Consider the following 20567-nt stretch of genomic DNA (forward strand, 5'->3'; position numbering starts at 1 on the left):
TCAATATGCGCAGTCTGCGTTATTGTTTAATTTGGCTTGCCGCACTGCTGCTGGCCCCGACTCTCGCCAACGCCGACGAGAACTGGCAGAGCATCAGCCAGCAGGCGCGCGGCCAGACGGTGTGGTTCAACGCCTGGGGCGGCGACCCGGCGGTTAACCGTTACCTCGATTGGGTCAGCGCAGAGGTGAAACGGGATTACGCCGTCGATCTGCGTATTGTACATATCGCCGATGCCGGCGATGCGGTCAAGCGTATTCAGACCGAGGCGCGTGCCGGGCGTTCCCGCGGCGGTTCAATCGATTTATTGTGGATTAATGGCGAGAATTTCCGCACATTGAAGCAGGCGAATTTACTGCGCAGCGACTGGGCCGAGAAGCTGCCTAACTGGCGCTACGTCGATACGCGAAAACCGGTTCGGGAAGATTTCTCCATCGCCACCGACGGCGCGGAATCCCCGTGGGGCAGCGCGCAGCTGACTTTTATCGCCCGCCGATCGCAGCTGGCTCAACCACCGGACAGCGCACAGGCGCTACTGGCTTTCGCCACAGCACATCCAGGCAGCGTCACCTATCCGCGGCCGCCGGATTTTACCGGCACCGCTTTCCTTGAGCAGTTGCTGGTTGCGTTGACCGATCGGCCAGAGGCCCTGCGCCAGCCGCCGCAGGAGACAAGTTTCGCCGCGGTGACCGCGCCGCTTTGGGCCTATCTCGACAGGCTACACCCGCTGCTCTGGCGCCAGGGCCGCGATTTTCCGCTGTCGCCGGCGCGGATGGACGCGATGCTGGCGCAAGGCACGCTACAACTATCGCTGACCTTCAATCCGCTGCATGCGCAGCAAAAAGCCGCCAGCGGCGAACTTCCGCAAGACAGTTATAGCTTCGGTTTTAAACAAGGGATGCTCGGCAACGTGCATTTTGTCGCCATCCCCGCCAACGCCCGCGCGACGGCGGGCGCACAGGTGGTGGCTAACTTCCTGCTGTCGCCGCAGGCTCAGCTACGCAAAGCCGATCCGCAGATCTGGGGCGATCCCAGCGTACTCGATCCCGAAAAACTCAACGACGCCCAGCGCGCCGCATTTTACGCCGTGCAACCGAAAGCGACGCCGCCAATGCTGGCTGAACCGCACGCCGTCTGGGTTGAGGCGCTGGAGCAGGAATGGTTGCGCCGCTACGGTACCCACTAATTGCGTTGACGTGGGGAGCGATAGCGCTTATCTACCTCCCCCTGCTTCCCGCCGCCGCGCTGATGGCGATACCTGCCGTCGACGCCGCGGCCTGGCGGGCGCTATTTAGCGATCCGCAGTTGCCGCAGGCGCTGGCGGCGACGCTAGTCTCTACGCTGCTGGCGGTGGGCGGCGCGCTGTTCATCACCCTGACGGTAATTGGCGCGTTATGGCCAGCCGCCGGCTGGCAGCGCCTGGCGAGAAGATTACCGCTGCTGCTGGCGGTACCCCATGTGGCTTTCGCTACCGCCGCCCTGCTGCTATTTGCCGAAGGCGGCTGGCTGTATCGTCTGTTTCCCGCGTTGAGCCCACCGGTCGATCGCTACGGTATCGGTCTGGGCCTGACGATGGCGGTCAAAGAGAGCGCTTTTTTACTGTGGGTGGCGTATGGCGTACTGGGTGAAAAACAGCTGGCGGCCCAAAGCGTAGTGATGAAAACCCTCGGCTACAACCGCTGGCAATGTCTGCAGTGGATTATTGTGCCGGCACTGCTGCCATCGATGAGCCTTGTTCTGCTGGCCACCGTCGCCTGGAGTTTGTCGGCGGTGGATGTCGCTTTGGTGATCGGTCCGGGAAATCCGCCAACGCTGGCGGTACTGGCGTGGCAGTGGCTTAATCAGGGCGATCCGCTGCAACAGGCGAAAGGCGCGCTGGCCAGCCTGCTGCTGCTGGCGTTCACGTTAATCTTCGCGGCCATCGCATCGGTAGGCTGGCGCCGCTGGCGGCAAACTATTCCCGCACTATGCGGCAAGCGCGCCGCCCCTGCCAACGCAACGACCGGACATATCCTGGCGCAGGCGGTACCCGCCTGCGGTCTGGTTTGCGCGTTGTTGTTGGCTGGCATTTCACAATGGACGCAGCCAACGGCTGAGGCGATCGGCAACAGCCTCTGGCTGGCGTTAGGCGCGGCGATACTGGGGGCCGCGCTGTGCCTGCTGTGGCTGGAGTTCGGTCCCGCCAGATATAACGGACTCTGGCTGCCATTAATCATCCCAACGCTGCCGCTAGCCGATGGTCAATATCAATTAGCGCTCGTGGGCTGGTTCGACGGTCAATTGATGACGGTATTATGGGGGCATCTGTTATGGGTCGTGCCATGGATGCTGTTTATCCTCTCCCCGGCGTGGCGCAATCTGGATCCACGGTTGCTCTTGATTGCCCGTACGCTTGGCTGGCGGCGCGGCCGCCTGTTCTGGTGGGTCAAACTGCCGTCAATGGCGCGACCGCTGCTTACCGCGCTGGCGGTCGGGTTTTCGGTGAGTATCGCGCAATATCTGCCGACCGTGTGGCTCGGCGGCGGGCGGACGCCGACGTTGACCAGCGAAGCGGTCGCGCTGAGCAGCGGCGGCGACAGTACGCGGCTTGCCGCACAAGCGCTGTGGCAATTGCTGCTACCGGCGATCTGCTTTATGGTTACTGCGCTGATGGCCTGGTTTATGGGCCGCCACCGCCGGGGATTACGCTAATGCTAACCGTTCACAACCTGACATTAACCCTCCAGCGCCAACCGCTGTTGTGTGGGGTAAATTTTTCTGTCGCCCCCGGCGAGGTGTTGGCGCTGATGGGCCCTTCCGGCAGCGGTAAATCAACCCTTTTCGCCTGGATGATCGGCGCGCTTGCCGACACCTTTCGCGCCGAAGGTGAATTATGGCTCAACAAACGCCGCTGCGACGGGCTCGCCACTGAAGCGCGACGCATTGGCATCCTGTTTCAGGATGCGCTACTGTTTGACCACTTCAGCGTGGGGCACAATTTACAGCTCGCCCTGCCCGCTGAAATCCGCGGCGCGGCGCGCCAGGATGAAGTTGAGCAAGCGCTGGCGCGCGCCGGCATGCCGGGCTTCGCCTCGCGCGATCCGGCCACGCTCTCCGGTGGACAGCGCGCGCGCGTCAGCCTGCTGCGCGCCCTGCTGGCAAGGCCGCAAGCGCTGCTGCTGGATGAGCCTTTTAATCGCCTGGATGCAGAACTTCGCGCCGATTTTCGCCAGTGGGTGTTTGCGGAAATTGACCGGCTGGCAATCCCGGCGGTGCTGGTGACTCACGACAGTCAGGATCTCCCGCCGGGCGGACTCTGTATTAATATTGCCGCCTGGCAGGCAAATTCCGCCTAACCTGCGTTATCGCAAAGAAATTCCCTTATCAGGAGCAGAGAATGAGCCCTCCTCTCTCTACCGTCGGGCATTTCGATGAAACGTGTTTCTCAATTGACCGCACTCGCCCTGCTCATGGGGCTTGCTGCTTCCTCTACTTTCGCCGCTGATACCATGCCAACGCTGGATTTTTCAACGCTGCAACAGCAGCACGGCGTGGCGATAGACACCCGCCTCAGCGCTTTCTATAACGGTTGGCCGCAAAGCGCCAACGGCCCGCAGGGCCATGAACCGCAGGCGCTAAACCTCTCCGCTACCTGGCTTGGCGCAATGAGCGACGAACAACTGCGTGCCTGGGCTACTCAGCACCAGCTGCAGACCGATACGCCAATCGCGTTATACGGCGGCGCTGACGATAACGCCAGGGTCGCGGCGCGCCTGAAAGAAGCCGGATTCACCAAACTCAGCACCCTTAGCGACGCTTTCAGTCAGGGCGAGCGCCTGCAGAAGCTGCCGCACTTTGAGCAGCTGGTATATCCGCAGTGGATCCACGATTTACAGCAAGGTAAAACCGTTACCGCCGCCCCGCAGGGCGACTGGAAACTGTTTGAAGTGGCCTGGGGGGCGCCGAAATTTTATCTGCTGAATCACATTCCCGGCGCCGGTTATATCGATACCAATGAAGTGGAAAGCGAGCCGCTGTGGAACAAAGTGTCCGATGAACAGCTAAAAGCGATGCTGGCTAAACACGGTATTCGCCATGACACCACTGTGATTCTATACGGCCGCGACGTCTACGCCGCCGCGCGCGTCGCGCAGATCATGCTGTATGCCGGGGTGAAAGATGTCCGCCTGCTCGACGGCGGTTGGAAAAGCTGGTCCGACGCGAATCTGCCGGTCGAGCGCGGCATGCCAGCGAAAGAAAAAACGGTGACGGATTTCGGCGCGCCGATCCCCGGTCAGCCGCAGTTAATGCTCAATACCGAACAGGCGCGTGGGTTACTACACCGGCAGGATGCTTCGCTGGTCAGCGTCCGTTCGTGGCCGGAATTTATCGGCACCACCAGCGGCTATAGCTACATCAAGCCGAAGGGCGATATTGCTGGCGCCCGCTGGGGTCATGCCGGCAGCGATTCCACCCATATGGAAGACTTCCATAATCCGGACGGCACCATGCGCAGCGCCGACGATATCGCGACGATGTGGAAACAATGGAACATTCTGCCCAACCAGCAGGTCTCGTTTTACTGTGGCACAGGCTGGCGAGCCTCAGAGACCTTCATGTACGCCAGAGCGATGGGCTGGAAAAACGTCTCCGTTTACGACGGCGGCTGGTACGAATGGAGCGGCAATCCGCAAAATCCGGTAGCCACCGGCGAACGCGGCCCGGACAGCAGCAAATAATCCGCCTACTGAGGGAGGTTGTGGCTTTGCACCTCCCTCAGCGTCAGGTAGCCGCTCCAGATACGGGTGAAGGTCGTCAGCCAGCATAACGCGCCGAAACACCACGCCAGCCAGGTGAAGTGCGCCGGAAACAGGCAACACAGCACAAATAGCAGGATTGTCTCCGTTCCTTCAGTCAACCCGCCAAGATAATAAAATGATTTATGCGCATAGCCCGGATTGGCAATTTGATGCTTTGCCGCGAGGGTCGCAAATGCCAGGAAGCTGCTGCCGGTGCCGATAAACGCAAACAGCAGCCAGCCGCCCGCCAGCGCATTTTGCGCCGGGTCGGCAACAATAAAACCGAACGGCACCAGCGCGTAAAACAAAAAATCGAGCGAGATATCCAGAAATCCGCCAGCGTCGCTGAGGCCGCGCCGCCGCGCCAGCGCGCCATCCAGGCCATCCAGCAACCGGTTCAGCACAATGGCCGCCAGCGCGGCGCCGTACCAGCCGAGCGCCAGAAACGGCAGCGCCAGCACGCCGATAGCAAAACCGAAAAGCGTCAGGCCGTCAGGGGAGATCCCCGGACGATCGAGCACGCGGGCGATAGCATTCAGTACGGGCTTCAATCGGGGATGTAGGCGGCTATCAAGCACGGTGACGCTCCATCAGGCTAAAAGGTTGTCGGGACAGGGGAAAGACGGAGATAATACGCCATTATAAGCAAGGCAGGTATTTGAATGATTCAGGACAACTATGCAAAAAATCATTGATGTTGTCGCCGCGATTATCGAACGCGACGGTAAAATCCTGCTGGCGCAGCGCCCGCCGCATGCCGATCAGCCGGGGCTGTGGGAGTTCGCCGGCGGCAAAGTCGAACATGGCGAAAGCCAGCCGCAGGCGTTAGCGCGCGAACTGGAAGAGGAGTTGGCTATCGTTGCGAGGCCAACCCGCTATATCGCCAGCCATCAACGGGAAGTCTCCGGACGTTTGATCCACCTGCATGCCTGGTGGATTGGCGAGTTTAGCGGTGAACCGGTCGCTCATTACCATAGCGAACTGCGCTGGTGTACGCCGTCGCAAGCATTAGAATTTGATCTGGCGCCGGCGGATATTCCTCTGCTGAATGCCTTTATCGCTCAACAGGCAGGTTAGTTTCTCCTCCCATCTTCGGCCTGGGTCATCGTTTTTAGTTATGACCCTTGTCGGATTATAAATTTTTCTCCGCGCTCAATTTTTCCTTGTCAGCCTAACTATTTCCGGTGTTATAGTCGGAAAATCGGCTTTTTCAAGGCCGTGTATAAAAAATAACAAGCAACCACAACCGTAAGGGGAAATTACATCTATGGATCAGGCGTGTACTCTGGAAAGTTTTCTCGCCCGCGTTCAACAGCGCGACCCGCATCAAACTGAATTCGCCCAAGCCGTCCGCGAAGTGATGACCACTCTGTGGCCGTTCCTTGAACAGAATCCGCGCTATCGTCAGCTCAATTTGCTGGAACGCCTGGTCGAACCGGAGCGCGTCATCCAGTTCCGCGTCGTCTGGGTTGACGATCGCAATCAGGTGCAGGTTAACCGCGCCTGGCGCGTGCAGTTCAACTCCGCGATTGGCCCATACAAAGGCGGCATGCGCTTCCACCCGTCGGTCAACCTGTCGATCCTTAAGTTCCTGGGCTTCGAACAGACCTTCAAAAACGCCCTCACCACGCTGCCGATGGGCGGCGGTAAAGGCGGCAGCGATTTCGACCCGAAAGGTAAAAGCGACGGCGAAGTGATGCGCTTCTGCCAGGCCTTGATGACGGAACTGTATCGTCACCTCGGCCCGGACACCGACGTTCCGGCGGGCGACATCGGCGTTGGCGGCCGCGAAGTCGGCTTTATGGCCGGCATGATGCGCAAGCTTTCCAACAATAGCGCCTGCGTCTTCACCGGCAAAGGTCTCTCCTTCGGCGGCAGTCTCATCCGCCCGGAGGCTACCGGTTACGGTCTGGTTTACTTTACAGAAGCGATGCTCAAGCGCCACGGCCTGGGCTTCGAAGGGATGCGCGTCGCGGTATCCGGATCCGGCAACGTGGCGCAGTTCGCCATTGAGAAAGCCATGGAATTCGGCGCGCGCGTCATTACCGCTTCCGATTCCAACGGTACGGTGGTAGACGAAGCCGGCTTCACTAAAGAAAAACTGGCCCGTCTGATCGACATTAAAGAGCGCAGCCACGGTCGCGTTGCCGATTACGCGCGCGAATTCGGTCTGACCTACCTCGAAGGCCAGCAGCCGTGGTCAGTGCCGGTAGATATTGCGCTGCCGTGCGCGACCCAGAACGAACTGGACGTCGATGCCGCGCAAATGCTGATCGCCAATGGCGTTAAAGCGGTTGCCGAAGGCGCCAACATGCCCACCACCATTGCCGCCACCGATCTGTTCCTCGATGCTGGCGTGCTGTTCGCGCCGGGCAAAGCTGCCAACGCCGGCGGCGTCGCCACATCCGGCCTTGAAATGGCGCAAAACGCCGCGCGTATGGGCTGGAAAGCGGAGAAAGTAGATGCGCGTTTGCATCACATCATGTTGGATATTCACCACGCCTGCGTCGAATACGGCGGTGAAGAGAAGCAGACCAACTATGTCCGCGGCGCCAATATCGCCGGCTTCGTCAAGGTCGCTGACGCCATGCTGGCGCAGGGTGTAATTTAATCTGTGTCTTTATCCCCGACGCCCGGCGTCGGGGATATCAACGCTACTCCATGGTAATCACCACTTTCCCCAGGTGATTACCGCTATCGAGGCAGGCATGCGCCTGCGCGATTTCAGCCATCGGATAGCTGGCGTAAATCAGCGGTTTACATTTACCCTGCGACAGCAGAGGCCAGACATGGCGCTGTAGCGCCTGAGCGATCTGCCTTTTTTCTTCCGCGCTTCGTCCTCGCATCGTTGAACCGGTCACGGTCGCGCGCTTGAGCATCAAGGTTTGAATATCAACATCATGGGCGATTCGTCCCCCCATAAAGCCAATAATCACCAGCCGCCCATCTCGCTTCAGCAGTTCCAGATTACGATTAAAATAGGGGCCACCCACGATATCGAGAATAACGTCGACGCCTTTACCATCGGTCAGCTGATTGATTTTCTCAGCGAAATCATCGGTTTTGTAATTGATAGCCGTGGCATAAGGACGCAGCGCCGCCACTTTTTCTTCCTGCCCGACGGTGGTATAGACTTTCATACCTAACTCATGACACAGCAGGATCGCCGTTGTTCCGATGCCGCTGGCCCCGCCGTGAATCAGCACGCTTTCATGAGGTTGCGCCCTGCCCATCTGAAACAGGTTGGCCCACACGGTAAAGAAAGTTTCAGGTATCGCCGCCGCTTCGCTAAAACTCAGCCCAGGCGGTATTGGCAACGTTTGCCCCGCCGGCACTGCGCAATACTCCGCATAGCCGCCACCGTTGGTCAGAGCGCAAACTTTATCGCCGGGATGAAAATCCGTCACCTGCGCTCCTACCGCCACAACCAGTCCAGCGACTTCCAGCCCGGGTATCGGCGTTACTCCTTCCGGCATCGGATAAACGCCCTGCCGCTGTAAGATATCCGGCCGATTGACGCCAGCGGCTTTCACCTGGATCAGGACGTCGTTATCACCAACCGAAGGGATGTCGCCTTCACCAATCTGAAGAACCTCCGGGCCGCCCGGGTGACTAATTGAGATATATTTCACTGCTCCCCCTCATCAGATTGCTGTTACTTTGCATATTCGTCGAGCAACGCTTTTGCCGCCAGTTGACCGAGCGCATTTGCCGCAAAAGGACTGTCCCCGGTCAGCACTTTACGATCCTGATGCACACGACCTTTAATATCGCTGTTTACGATTTCCAGCCCCATCGCTTTCAGCGCTTCGCCAAAATACCAGGTCAGGTGACCGGGCATATAGCCGATATCCGGCGTTTGTTTATCGGCGGCATCCGGAAACGCGCAAATGGCATAACCGTTTAACGGATTCTCCCCATGACGTAATGCGAGAAACGCCGCCGGGCCGTGACAGAGCGAAATCACAAACCGATCGTGCCGCAGCACCCAGCGCAGCGTTTCGGCGACGGCTTCGCTCTCCGGCAGGCCGATAAGCGCACCGTGGCCACCGGGAATAAATACCGCCGCATAGTCGCTATCAGCCCCCAATTGCCCCACAACATCTGAAAGCGCCAGCGGCTGGCGGAACTGCGGCAGATAACACTCGAAGAACGGCATAATCTTTTGGTCTTCGCGCGGCATCGCCCAGTATTCGAACTTGGCCATTTGCCCGGAGAGCGTCGCAATATCAAAATCGAAACCTGCGGCGTGCAGATGGTACATCGGCAGCAGCGTCTCTACCGGATGATTACCGGTCGAAAAGAGCGTGCCGTTATCGGTAGGCAGGTAACGTTCATCGGCGGCGATAACCAGCACTTTCCGCCGCCCGCGATACCCTGATGCATAATCAGCGCCGCTGAGATCGGACACCGGGCTGGTAAACTGACTAAGGGAGTAGGCTGAAGGGAAAAAAGCATTCTCTTCAGCGTGGTCAACTTGCGGTTGTTTACTGATTTGTTCGCTCATCATCTTTTCCTTTTTATCCCTTCTTTAACATCAATAACCCTATTTTAGAGCAGGGAGGCAGAAAAGATATGTGGGAAAACCCTCATCCGGGTTAAGCGCCCTCAGGCGGAAGTGCGTTTTAGCTAAGCCCCTCGTGGCGAGGGGCGAAGAAAATTATTGCGGACTTTCCGGCGCGATGTCCGCCTCCGGCTTTTTCCCTTTCGGCTTGCCTTTCCCTTTACTAAACGACTTTTTCGCTCCGCCTGGCGCGACCAGCCCGCGGAACTGGCGCACCGGCGTGCTCCGCGCCTGATCGATAAGCTGGAACAGCGTCCCCACCAGCGGCTGCATAAAGTCCTGATAGCGGCACTGTTTTTCGCTGATTTGCGTCAATACCGATTCCCAGTGGGCGGTCATATCCGGGCGCGCGGCCATTTCCGGCAGAGAATGGATTAGCGCCCGACCGGCATCCGATGAGTGGATATAGCGCCCCTTTTTATTCAGGAAACCGCGCTTAAACAGCAGCTCAATAATCCCGGCGCGGGTCGCTTCCGTCCCCAGACCGTCGGTTGCGCGGAGGATCTTTTTCAGTTCTTTATCCTGCACAAAGCGGGCAATACCGGTCATCGCCGACAGTAACGTCGCGTCGGTAAAGTGGCGCGGCGGCTGGGTCTGTCGCTCCACCACTTCACCTTTCTCGCACAATAGCTCATCGCCTTTGGCGACCACCGGCAGCGGCGTACCGTCGTTCTCTTCGTCGCGCTCTTTGTTACCAAGCAGCGCGCGCCAGCCCGCTTCGGCGAGGAAGCGCGCCTTGGCGACAAATTTGCCGTTAGCAATATCCAGGTCAATCTGGCACTTGCGGAACACCGCATCCGGGCAGAACTGCATCAGATACTGACGAGCGATCAGGTTGTATACCTTCTCTTCGTTATCGTTGAGTTTGACCTGACTGCTGCGCGCGGTCGGGATAATGGCGTGGTGCGCATCGACCTTTTTATCATCCCAACAGCGGTTGCGGATCTCCGGATCCATCACCGGCTGCGGCAGCAGATCCGGCGCATGGACGCTAATCGCATTCAGTACCGCATGGCGGCCGGCAAAATGTTCCTCCGGCAGGTAGCGGCTATCCGAGCGCGGATAGGTAATCAGTTTGTGGGTCTCATACAGCTTCTGGCAGATATCCAGCACGTTCTGGGCGCTGAAGCCGAAACGTTTGGCCGCTTCGATCTGTAACGCCGACAGTGAAAACGGTAGCGGCGCCGGTTCGGAATCGCGCTTATCGTTATAACCGGTCACGATTGCCGGCTGGCCTTCAATGCGTTTAACCACATGCTCGGCCAGCGGGCGATGCAGTAAACGCCCCTCTTCATCCTGATAGGGTTCGCAGGCTTCGCTCGGCACCCAGGTGGCGATAAACCGCTCGTCTTGCGGCGTGACAATATGCGCTTTGACGTCAAAGAAATCTTTGGCGACGAAGTTCTCGATCTCTTCATCGCGACGCACCACCAGCCCCAACACCGGCGTCTGTACGCGACCAACTGACAACACTCCCTGATAGCCGGCATTACGCCCGAGAATGGTGTAGGCGCGGGTCATGTTGATGCCATACAGCCAGTCGGCGCGAGCGCGGGCCAGCGCCGACACGCACAGCGGGACAAACTCGCTATTCGCGCGCAGGCGGTTAATCGCCCGCTCAACCGCCTGTGGGTTGAGGTCGTTAATAAGGCAACGCTGCACCTGCTGGCGCTTTTCCGGCGCCAGCTGCAGGTAGTCCAGCACCTCATCGACCAGCAGTTGCCCTTCTCTATCCGGGTCGCCCGCGTGAACCACTTCCTGCGCCTCGCCAAGCAGGCGCTTGATGACGTTCAGCTGTTTGGTGACCGACGGTTTTGGTTGCAGTTGCCACTTTTCCGGAACGATGGGCAGGTCGAGCAGGTTCCAGCGCGCATAGCGCCCGTCGTAAACATCCGGCTGCGCCTGCTCCAGCAGGTGGCCGATACACCAGGTGACCACCTGCCCGTTGCCGCACTCAATAAAGCCATCGCCTTTGCGATGCGGTTTCGGCAACACATCGGCGATAGCGCGACCGAGACTCGGTTTTTCTGCAATAAACAACCGCATCTAATCAACGGATCTCGATCATTGGACGCCCGCCGCGGGCGGTGACCAGCTCGCCAATAGTGGCAAGCTTAATGCCAAATTCCGCGGCAGCGGCCTGGACTTCGGCTTCGGCTTCCGGCGTGACCGCCAGCAGCAGGCCGCCGGAAGTTTGCGGATCGCACAGCAGATCGCGCCATGCCGGCGGCATCTCGCCCATCAAATGACCGTAGCTGGCAAAGTTGCGTCCGGTGCCGCCCGGCACCGCCCCGGCGGCAATGTAAGCTTCAACGCCCGGGAGTTTAGGGATATCGGCGTAGTTTAGTTGCGCCTGAACGCCCGCGCCGCGGCAGACTTCGCTGAGATGCCCCAGCAGGCCGAAACCGGTGACGTCGGTCATCGCTTTTACCCCTTCGATATTGGCAAATGCGGCGCCGGCAAGGTTCATCTGGCACATGGTTTCCGTCGCCAGCCCTTGATGTTCCGGCTTCAGCAACGATTTCTTCTCGGCGGTAGTCAGCACGCCAATACCCAGTGGTTTGGTCAGATACAGCTTGCAGCCCGCCTGCGCGGTGCTGTTTTTCTTGATACGTTCGGTTGGCACCACGCCAGTCACCGCGAGCCCGAAAATCGGTTCCGGCGCATCGATGGAGTGACCGCCCGCCAGCGCAATCCCGGCCTGCTGGCAGGCAAAACGCCCGCCTTCAACCACTTCGCGAGCAATCTCCGGCGCCAGCGTGTTGATTGGCCAGCCAAGTATCGCAATCGCCATAATCGGTTTGCCGCCCATCGCGAAAATGTCGCTGATGGCGTTAGTCGCCGCGATACGGCCAAAATCAAAAGGATTATCGACGATCGGCATGAAAAAATCGGTGGTGCTGATGATCGACGTCCCGTTACCCAGATCGTAGACCGCCGCATCGTCGCTGGTTTCGTTGCCGACAAGCAGGTTCGGGTCGACAAACTTCGCCTGCTCGCTATGCAGAATGGTTTCCAGCACTTTAGGGGAAATTTTACAACCGCAACCGGCTCCGTGGCTGTATTGCGTTAAACGAATAGCTTGCTCGCTCATGGACATCTCCTGTCATTGCAATCCCGCTATGGTAGCGCCCAAACGGCAAGGTGATAAGTGCGACAGTCCGAAATCGCGAGTGGTTGCTCATTAAGCAGACAAATATGCGTTTTTGCGATACCGAACAATTTTTTCAACGCCATTTTAACTTTTACTTACAGATGACAAAAATGTGACTAAAAACAAAACCATTGTTCTGGACATATAACACCGTAAGGAAATGTAGATGAAAAAGCGCGTTCTCGCCCTCTGCCTCGCCAGCCTGTTTTCCGTTAACGCTTTCGCGCTGGTCCCTGCCGGCAATGATGCAACCACCAAACCGGATCTCTATTATCTGAAAAATGCACAGGCCATCGATAGCCTGGCGCTGTTGCCGCCGCCGCCGGAAGTTGGCAGCATCGCATTTTTAAACGATCAGGCGATGTATGAGAAAGGACGGCTGCTGCGCAATACCGAACGCGGCAAGCTGGCGGCTGAAGATGCTAACCTGAGCGCCGGCGGCGTCGCGAATGCCTTCTCCAGCGCTTTTGGTTCGCCCATCACCGAAAAAGACGCGCCGCAGTTACATAAGCTGCTGACAAATATGATTGAGGATGCCGGCGATCTGGCTACCCGCAGCGCGAAAGAGAAATATATGCGCATTCGCCCGTTTGCGTTCTACGGCGTTTCAACCTGTAACACTACCGAGCAGGACAAGCTGTCGAAAAACGGATCTTACCCTTCCGGTCATACCTCTATCGGTTGGGCAACCGCGCTGGTACTGGCGGAGATCAATCCGCAGCGGCAAAACGAAATTCTCAAACGCGGCTATGAGTTGGGCGAAAGCCGGGTTATCTGCGGCTATCATTGGCAGAGCGACGTCGATGCGGCGCGGATAGTCGGCTCGGCGGTGGTGGCGACCCTGCATACCAACCCGGCCTTCCAACAGCAGTTGCAGAAAGCAAAGGATGAATTCGCCAAAACGCAGAAGTAACGTCATCGCCGTTGAACTCCCGGAGGCGGCGCGCTGCGCCTTCTCCGGGCTACTAAATCGCACAGCGCTGTAGCCCCGGTAAGCGGCAGCGCCACCGGCGTAACAAGCACTGACTCAGAAGCGCGTGACGAACGGCGCGGTATCCGGACGCGTAAACGTCGTTGATGCTTTTAACTGCGACGTGCCAAGGTAGAGGAAACCGACAATTTTGTCCTGTTCGCGGCAGCCAAAGCCTTCGCGGACAACCTGACTCTCGGTTAACGCACCGCTACGCCAGATACCGTTATAGCCCTGAGCCACTGCGGCCATTTGCATCGCCATCACCGCACATCCCGCGGACATCTCCTGTTCCCACAGCGGTACCTTCGGATGTTCTTCGCAGCGTGCGACTACCGCGATAATCAACGGCGCACGGAACGGCGCATTACGTGCTTTTTCAATGGCTTTTTCATCCTGCCCGGCGGCCATCGCCCCTTTTTCCAGCAGTTGGCTAAAGCGTTCGCGGCCATCATCGGCAATAATAAAGAACCGCCACGGTTGTAACGTGCCGTGATCCGGCGCACGCATCCCCGCGTGAAGGATATTTTCCAGCTGTTCACCAGCCGGAGCCGGATCGGTCAGGCGCGACGCGCTGCGGCGATTTACCAGTAGTTCGAGAGCATCCATCTGTGTAACTCCTGTGATGTCATTTTGCATAAAATTAACATGCGCATGGATTTTGTTACAGCCCGATGGGTGATTCCTGCTGACAAGCGTCGGCACTCTCTTTAGGATAGCCAGACGCGGCAGCCCCTGCGGCTGACCCATCATCAAAATATTAGGGAGAATACATGCGAACCCTTTGGCGATTTCTTGCCGGATTTTTTAAATGGACATGGCGAATACTCAATTTCATTCGCCAATTCGCGCTGAACCTGGTGTTCCTGGTGTTAGTGCTGATTTGCGTCGGCATCTGGGCACAGTTTAGCAGCAGCACCGCGGAACATACCGCACGCGGCGCGCTGCTGATGGACATCACCGGCGTGGTCGTTGATAAGCCTTCCGCCAGCAGCAAGCTCGGGGTCATTGGCCGCCAGCTGTTCGGCGCCAGTTCCGATCGTCTGCAGGAGAACTCGCTGTTCGATATCGTACAGACGATTCGCCAGGCGAAAGACGACCGTAATATCACCGGTATCGTACTGGATCTGAAAAACTTCGTCGGCGGCGATCAGCCCTCGATGCAGTATATCGGTAAAGCGCTACGCGAGTTCCGCGACAGCGGTAAACCGGTATATGCCGTAGGTAGCAGCTACACCCAGGGACAATACTATCTGGCGAGTTTCGCCAATAAAATTTGGCTCTCGCCGCAGGGTGAAGTCGACCTGCACGGCTTTGCCACCAACGGCCTGTATTACAAGTCGCTGCTGGATAAACTGAAAGTCTCGACCCATGTTTTCCGCGTCGGTACTTACAAATCCGCCGTCGAGCCGTTTATTCGCGACGACATGTCGCCGGCTGCGCGTGAAGCGGACAGCCGTTGGATCGGCGAACTGTGGCAGAACTATCTCAACACCATTGCCGCTAACCGCCAGATCACCGCGCAGCAGCTGTTCCCCGGCGCTCAGGGCGTGATCGACGGCCTGCGTAAAGTTGATGGCGATACCGCGAAATACGCTCTGGATAACAAGCTGGTCGACGAGCTGGCCACCTCGACGGAAGTGGAAAAAGCGCTGACTAAGCAGTTTGGCTGGAGCAAAGCGGATAACAACTATCGCGCCATCAGCTACTACGATTACAACGTCAAAGCGCCAACTGAACAGGGTTCGGCGGTTGCGGTTATCTTTGCTAATGGCGCCATCATGGACGGTGAGGAAACGCCGGGTAACGTCGGCGGCGACACCACCGCGGCGCAAATCCGCGACGCGCGCCTTGATCCGAAAGTGAAAGCGATCGTCCTGCGCGTCAACAGCCCGGGCGGCAGCGTCAGCGCCTCGGAGGTCATCCGCGAAGAGCTGGCGGCGGCGAAAGCGGCGGGTAAACCGGTAGTGGTCTCAATGGGCGGCATGGCAGCATCCGGCGGTTACTGGATCTCCACCCCGGCGGATTACATCGTGGCGAACCCGAGCACCCTCACCGGCTCCATCGGTATCTTCGGCGTGATTAACACGGTGGAAAATACGCTCGGTTCGATTGGCGTTCATACCGATGGCGTCGCCACTTCGCCACTGGCCGATGTCTCAACCACCAAATCGCTACCGCCGGAAGTGCAGCAGTTAATACAGCTGAGCATCGAAAATGGCTATAAGCGCTTTATCACCCTGGTGGCTAATGCGCGTAAGAGCACGCCGGAGAAGATTGACCAAATCGCGCAAGGCCATGTCTGGACCGGTGAAGACGCCAAAGCCAATGGTCTGGTAGATAGCCTCGGCGATTTCGACGATGCGGTGGCGAAAGCCGCGGAGCTGGCGAAACTGAAGCAATGGCATATCACCTGGTATCAGGAAGAACCGACGTTCTTTGCGATGGTGATGGATAGTCTGACCGGTTCAGTGCGCGCGGCTCTGCCGGCCGCGATTCAGGCATACCTGCCTGCGCCGGTTGCGGCTGCAGCGGACGTTGTGAAAACGGAAAGCGATAAACTGGCGGCATTTAACGATCCGCAGAATCGCTATGCCTTCTGTCTGACCTGCGCCAATATTCGTTAATCCCCCGTCTGCCCCCGCCGTGGGGCAGCGTTTCAACGACATTAAATTCAAGCGCTTCTCTGCAACTCCCAGGGTTAGCGCTTTATTTTTTTGCCTGCCACTTTATACTGCGCCTGTTCACGTCCAACCTAAGCGATGCTATGCAAAAGAAATCGATTTACGTTGCCTACACCGGTGGGACCATCGGTATGCAGCGCTCCGATCACGGTTATATCCCCGTTTCCGGCCACCTGCAGCGCCAGCTGGCGCTAATGCCCGAGTTCCACCGCCCGGAGATGCCGGACTTCACTATTCATGAATACGCGCCGTTGATGGACTCGTCTGATATGACGCCGGAAGACTGGCAGCATATCGCTGACGACATTCGCGACCACTACGACCAATACGATGGTTTCGTTATCCTGCACGGCACCGATACCATGGCCTTCACCGCTTCGGCGCTGTCGTTCATGCTGGAGAACTTAGGTAAGCCGGTCATTGTGACAGGGTCACAAATCCCGCTAGCCGAGCTGCGTTCCGATGGGCAAATCAATTTGCTCAATGCGCTGTACGTCGCCGCCAACTACCCGATCAACGAAGTTTCGCTGTTCTTCAATAATCGTCTGTATCGCGGCAACCGCACGACCAAGGCCCACGCAGACGGTTTTGATGCCTTTGCTTCGCCAAACCTGGCGCCGCTGCTGGAAGCCGGCATCCATATCCGCCGTCTCGGTACCCCGCCCGCGCCGCACGGAAAGGGCGAGCTGATCGTCCACCCCATTACGCCGCAGCCTATCGGCGTGGTCACTATCTATCCTGGGATTTCTGCCGATGTGGTGCGTAATTTCCTGCGTCAGCCGGTGAAAGCGCTGATCCTGCGCTCCTATGGCGTAGGCAATGCGCCGCAGAACGGCGAGTTTATTCAGGTCCTGGCGGAAGCCAGCCAGCGCGGTATTGTGGTGGTGAACCTGACGCAATGCATGTCGGGTAAGGTGAATATGGGCGGCTATGCCACCGGCAACGCGCTGGCGCAGGCCGGAGTCATTAGCGGTTTTGATATGACCGTGGAAGCGACGCTGACCAAGCTACACTATCTGCTCAGTCAGAACCTTGATGGTGCGGCCATTCGAAACGCCATGCAGCAAAACCTGCGCGGCGAGCTGACCCCTGATGAATAAGGAACATGCTATGAGCCACCGCGCGCTGCTATTGGTAGACCTGCAAAACGATTTCTGCGCTGGCGGCGCACTCGCCGTCCCCGAAGGCGACAGCACCATTGATATCGCAAATCAGCTGATCGACTGGAGCCTGGCGCGCGGCGACGCCATCATCGCAAGCCAGGACTGGCATCCGGCCAACCATGGTAGCTTTGCCAGTCAGCATCAGGCGGAACCCTATGCCCAGGGCGAGCTTGATGGCCTGCCGCAGACTTTCTGGCCCGATCACTGCGTGCAGCATAGCGATGGCGCCGCGCTGCACCCGCTACTCAAACAGCAGGCTATTAACGCCGTGTTTCATAAAGGGCAAAATCCGGTAATCGACAGCTACAGCGCGTTTTTCGACAACGGTCACCGGCAGAAAACCGAACTCGATGGCTGGCTGCGCGCGCACGGCGTGACGGAGCTGAACATTCTCGGTCTCGCGACGGATTACTGCGTTAAGTTTACCGTGCTTGATGCGCTGGATTTGGGCTACACCGTCAACGTGATCACCGACGGCTGTCGCGGCGTCAACCTGCAGCCGCAGGACAGCGCCGTTGCCTTTATGGAAATGGCCGCCGCCGGAGCCACGCTCTACACCCTCGACGACTGGCTGGAAACCCAGCCCTGACCTCACGCCCGGCGCACCTCACGCCGGGCGGTATTTACCGCCTCGTTGACCTCGATAAATTGAGCTGTCTCGCAGTTTCCCCGGATAAGGGCTGATACTGTGGACAGGCTGTTTTTTCGCCACGCCATTTCCGTGGCGTGTGCTTATTTATACCCTAAATAATTCAAGTTGTAGAAAGGCGGCAAGGGCGCGAATCCCCAGGAGCATAGATAACTATGTGACTGGGGTGAGTGCACGCTGCCAACGCATCTGCAGCTTGAAGTATGACGGGTATATCATTGTCAAAGAGGAACTCCGATGAAACTTTTGCCCTTGCTGGCAGCATTACCCCTGCTCTGCGCCTCTGTCGTTTCCGCGCAATCTTATATGTCGGTCGGCTACTTTAACGGCGGCGGCGACGTCACCGCAGGCCCCGGCGGCGATATCGACAAGCTTGATGTCCGACAAATAACCCATCTTAACTACTCGTTCGGCCTTATCTACAACGATGAAAAAGACGAGACCAACGACGCGCTGAAAGACCCTGACCATCTCCATCAAATCTGGCTGTCGCCAAAAGTACAGGCGGATTTACAAAAACTGCCGGCGCTACGCCAGCAAAATCCCGATCTGAAAGTCCTGCTCTCCGTCGGCGGCTGGGGCGCGCGTGGATTTTCCGGCGCGGCGGCCACGCCGGAAAGCCGGGCGGTGTTTATCCGTTCGGTTCAGCAGGTCATTGACCAATATGGCCTTGATGGCATCGATCTTGACTGGGAATTTCCGGTTAACGGCGCCTGGGGATTGGTGGCCAGCCAGCCGGCGGATCGCGATAACTTTACCGCGTTGCTGAAAGAACTACGTGCCGCCGTCGGCACTAAGAAACTGGTGACCATCGCCGTTGGCGCCAATGTTGAAAGTCCAAAAAGCTGGGTCGACGTGAAAGCGGTCGCCCCACTGCTGGACTATATCAATCTGATGACCTACGACATGGCCTACGGCACACAATATTTCAACTCAAATCTGTATGACTCCCGCCACTGGCCGACCGTCGCCGCAGCGGATAAATACAGCGCCGATTTTGTGGTGAATAACTATCTGGCTGCTGGCCTCAAACCCAGCCAGATGAATCTCGGCATTGGTTTCTATGGCCGGGTACCGAAACGTGCCGTCGAGCCAGGGATTGACTGGAGTAAGCCAGACGCGCAGAAAAACCCGGCTACCCAGCCTTACTTCGGGGCACAGCAAATCGAGTTGTTTAAATCGCTGGGTTATGACCTGAGCAAAGATACCTATGTGAAATACAACGATATTGTTGCCAAACTGCTCAACGATCCGCAGAAACGCTTTACTGAGCACTGGGATGACGAAGCGAAGGTGCCGTGGTTATCGGTAAACTCTGCCGATGGCAAAGCGCTTTTCGCCCTGTCCTACGAGAATCCACGTTCGGTGGCGATCAAAGCCGATTACATCAAGAGCAAAGGGTTAGCGGGCGGCATGTTCTGGGAATATGGCGCAGATGACAAAAACCAGCTTGCCCGACAACTGGCCGAGTCGCTAGGTATCAAGACGCAGTAAAACACACACCCCGGAAGCACTGCGCGACCGGGGTGACTTAAAGAGCCGCCCGGTTAAACCGGGCGCTCAGTGCAGCAGATTACTGCGGTTTGAACGTCGCAATCGGCTTCGGCACGATTCCGAAATCCTCTTTCAATTGCTGTTTGCTCTTCATCACCATCTGACCGTTGGTGTCGATGGTCATATGCTGCGCATCCGTGTTGTTGCGCGCCTGCCACAACATCACCAGCTGCATGCTGTTTTCTTTTTGTTCCGGGGTCAGCGCAACGCCGTCCGGCCATTTTCCTAACTCCACCGCGGTGGCTAAACGCTGGTACAGTTCCGGCGTCATACTGGCAATAATTTGCTCGATATCCATCTTCTGCTCATCCGTCTTGGAATAATTTGCTGAATCGTTTCTTAGCCTTTAGTTCGCTCGCCGTTTTGCTCATCGGTGAAGCTTAAAGAGGCCGAATTGACGCAAAAACGCTCGCCGGTCGGCTGCGGGCCATCCGGGAAGACATGCCCCAGGTGCGCATCGCAATTGCCACAGCGAATTTCAGTACGCTGCATCCCGTGGGAGTAATCATTGAGATAACGAATCGCGTCGTCGCTCACCGGCTCATAGAAGCTCGGCCAGCCGCAGCCGGAGTCATACTTGGATTGTGAGTGAAATAGCGGCGCATCGCAGACCAGGCAGTGGTAGATGCCGTCTTTTTTGTTATGCAGCAACCGTCCGGTAAACGGCGGTTCGGTACCGTGATTCTGCGTCACATAAAACTGCATCTCGCTCAATTCTTGTTTGAGCTCGTCAGGAGATGGTTTATTAGCCATGTGATTACTTCTCGCTTTGAAAGGGCAACTTTACCCGTCGATTCTAACAAAACATTAACAATGAAACCTGTACTTTTGTTCTAAACTTATCCGATGCCATCAGGCAGCCAGATAATTGTGATACTAATCACATTTTTATCTTATATGACCTTTAAAATTCCGGACGCAGTCCCCATATGGAATTGGGCTCAAAGGGAGAGTGAGGCAAATCAATCGCGCAAAGGTCTGCTCAGGATTGATTTGTCGCAATGATTGACACGATTCCGCTTGACGCTGCGTAAGGTTTTTGTAATTTTACAG

19 protein-coding genes are annotated in these 20567 nt (G+C 57.5%); 11 read left to right on the top strand and 8 right to left on the bottom strand.

Annotated elements, in window-relative coordinates; all coding sequences use genetic code 11:
- The first annotated feature begins 5 nt into the window (after positions 1 to 5).
- From EAE_RS21855 to EAE_RS21870, 4 genes are all read left to right on the top strand, one after another.
- A complete protein-coding gene (locus EAE_RS21855) occupies positions 6 to 1184 on the top strand; it encodes an ABC transporter substrate-binding protein (RefSeq protein WP_015705771.1) in 1179 nt (392 codons plus the stop codon).
- Entirely contained in the window at positions 1157 to 2689 is a 1533-nt protein-coding gene (locus EAE_RS21860; protein ID WP_015705772.1) for an ABC transporter permease family protein, read from the top strand. Before EAE_RS21855 ends, EAE_RS21860 begins: the two co-directional genes overlap by 28 nt.
- Positions 2689 to 3333, top strand: a complete 645-nt coding sequence (locus tag EAE_RS21865; RefSeq protein WP_015705773.1) for an ATP-binding cassette domain-containing protein — start codon at positions 2689 to 2691, stop codon at positions 3331 to 3333. Before EAE_RS21860 ends, EAE_RS21865 begins: the two co-directional genes overlap by 1 nt.
- Before the next feature lie 75 nt (positions 3334 to 3408).
- Complete coding sequence (locus EAE_RS21870) at positions 3409 to 4716, top strand: rhodanese-like domain-containing protein (protein WP_015705774.1); 1308 nt, start codon at positions 3409 to 3411, stop codon at positions 4714 to 4716.
- Between the two features lie 5 nt (positions 4717 to 4721).
- Here EAE_RS21870 and EAE_RS21875 read toward each other — a convergent pair whose 3' ends face one another.
- The gene (locus EAE_RS21875; protein WP_015705775.1) at positions 4722 to 5354 is read right to left on the bottom strand and encodes a CDP-alcohol phosphatidyltransferase family protein; all 633 of its coding nucleotides are present in this window, start codon (positions 5352 to 5354) and stop codon (positions 4722 to 4724) included.
- Between the two features lie 100 nt (positions 5355 to 5454).
- Between EAE_RS21875 and EAE_RS21880 the strand changes: the two genes are divergently transcribed.
- On the top strand, positions 5455 to 5853 hold the full coding sequence (locus tag EAE_RS21880; protein ID WP_015366162.1) for a pyrimidine (deoxy)nucleoside triphosphate diphosphatase: 399 nt from the start codon (positions 5455 to 5457) through the stop codon (positions 5851 to 5853).
- Positions 5854 to 6043: 190 nt separating this feature from the next.
- Entirely contained in the window at positions 6044 to 7387 is a 1344-nt protein-coding gene (gene gdhA / locus EAE_RS21885) for an NADP-specific glutamate dehydrogenase (protein WP_015705776.1), read from the top strand.
- Between the two features lie 43 nt (positions 7388 to 7430).
- On the opposite strand, the gene EAE_RS21890 is transcribed toward gdhA, so the two are convergent.
- The 4 genes from EAE_RS21890 to selD form a co-directional block, all read right to left on the bottom strand.
- Positions 7431 to 8408 (bottom strand): NAD(P)H-quinone oxidoreductase, encoded by a 978-nt coding sequence (locus EAE_RS21890; protein WP_015705777.1) that lies wholly within the window; start codon positions 8406 to 8408, stop codon positions 7431 to 7433.
- A 23-nt stretch (positions 8409 to 8431) separates the two neighbouring features.
- A complete protein-coding gene (hchA, locus tag EAE_RS21895; RefSeq protein ID WP_015705778.1) occupies positions 8432 to 9283 on the bottom strand; it encodes a glyoxalase III HchA in 852 nt (283 codons plus the stop codon).
- A gap of 153 nt (positions 9284 to 9436) precedes the next feature.
- Positions 9437 to 11386, bottom strand: a complete 1950-nt coding sequence (locus EAE_RS25080; RefSeq protein WP_015705779.1) for a DNA topoisomerase III — start codon at positions 11384 to 11386, stop codon at positions 9437 to 9439.
- A 4-nt stretch (positions 11387 to 11390) separates the two neighbouring features.
- Entirely contained in the window at positions 11391 to 12434 is a 1044-nt protein-coding gene (gene selD / locus EAE_RS21905; protein ID WP_015705780.1) for a selenide, water dikinase SelD, read from the bottom strand.
- Between the two features lie 226 nt (positions 12435 to 12660).
- On the opposite strand from selD, the gene phoC reads away from it, so the two are divergent.
- Positions 12661 to 13407: an acid phosphatase PhoC gene (gene phoC, locus EAE_RS21910; protein ID WP_015705781.1), complete on the top strand. Its 747-nt coding sequence runs from the start codon at positions 12661 to 12663 to the stop codon at positions 13405 to 13407.
- A 114-nt stretch (positions 13408 to 13521) separates the two neighbouring features.
- Here phoC and EAE_RS21915 read toward each other — a convergent pair whose 3' ends face one another.
- Positions 13522 to 14073 (bottom strand): NAD(P)H nitroreductase, encoded by a 552-nt coding sequence (locus EAE_RS21915; protein WP_015705782.1) that lies wholly within the window; start codon positions 14071 to 14073, stop codon positions 13522 to 13524.
- Positions 14074 to 14237: 164 nt separating this feature from the next.
- Between EAE_RS21915 and sppA the strand changes: the two genes are divergently transcribed.
- The 4 genes from sppA (at position 14238) to chiD (ending at position 19454) form a co-directional block, all read left to right on the top strand.
- Positions 14238 to 16091 carry a signal peptide peptidase SppA gene (gene sppA, locus EAE_RS21920; protein WP_015705783.1) on the top strand — a complete coding sequence of 618 codons (1854 nt, stop codon included), beginning with the start codon at positions 14238 to 14240 and terminating at the stop codon, positions 16089 to 16091.
- Between the two features lie 140 nt (positions 16092 to 16231).
- Positions 16232 to 17248, top strand: a complete 1017-nt coding sequence (ansA, locus tag EAE_RS21925) for an asparaginase (protein WP_015366152.1) — start codon at positions 16232 to 16234, stop codon at positions 17246 to 17248.
- Between the two features lie 10 nt (positions 17249 to 17258).
- Positions 17259 to 17900: a bifunctional nicotinamidase/pyrazinamidase gene (gene pncA / locus EAE_RS21930; RefSeq protein WP_015366151.1), complete on the top strand. Its 642-nt coding sequence runs from the start codon at positions 17259 to 17261 to the stop codon at positions 17898 to 17900.
- Positions 17901 to 18197: 297 nt separating this feature from the next.
- Positions 18198 to 19454, top strand: a complete 1257-nt coding sequence (gene chiD / locus EAE_RS21935; protein ID WP_015705784.1) for a chitinase ChiD — start codon at positions 18198 to 18200, stop codon at positions 19452 to 19454.
- Between the two features lie 79 nt (positions 19455 to 19533).
- Here chiD and EAE_RS21940 read toward each other — a convergent pair whose 3' ends face one another.
- Positions 19534 to 19812, bottom strand: a complete 279-nt coding sequence (locus EAE_RS21940) for a YeaC family protein (RefSeq protein WP_015366149.1) — start codon at positions 19810 to 19812, stop codon at positions 19534 to 19536.
- Between the two features lie 41 nt (positions 19813 to 19853).
- Complete coding sequence (msrB, locus tag EAE_RS21945) at positions 19854 to 20267, bottom strand: peptide-methionine (R)-S-oxide reductase MsrB (RefSeq protein WP_015705785.1); 414 nt, start codon at positions 20265 to 20267, stop codon at positions 19854 to 19856.
- Between the last annotated feature and the right edge of the window lie 300 nt (positions 20268 to 20567).

Source organism: Klebsiella aerogenes KCTC 2190, assembly GCF_000215745.1.
Lineage (GTDB): Bacteria > Pseudomonadota > Gammaproteobacteria > Enterobacterales > Enterobacteriaceae > Klebsiella > Klebsiella aerogenes.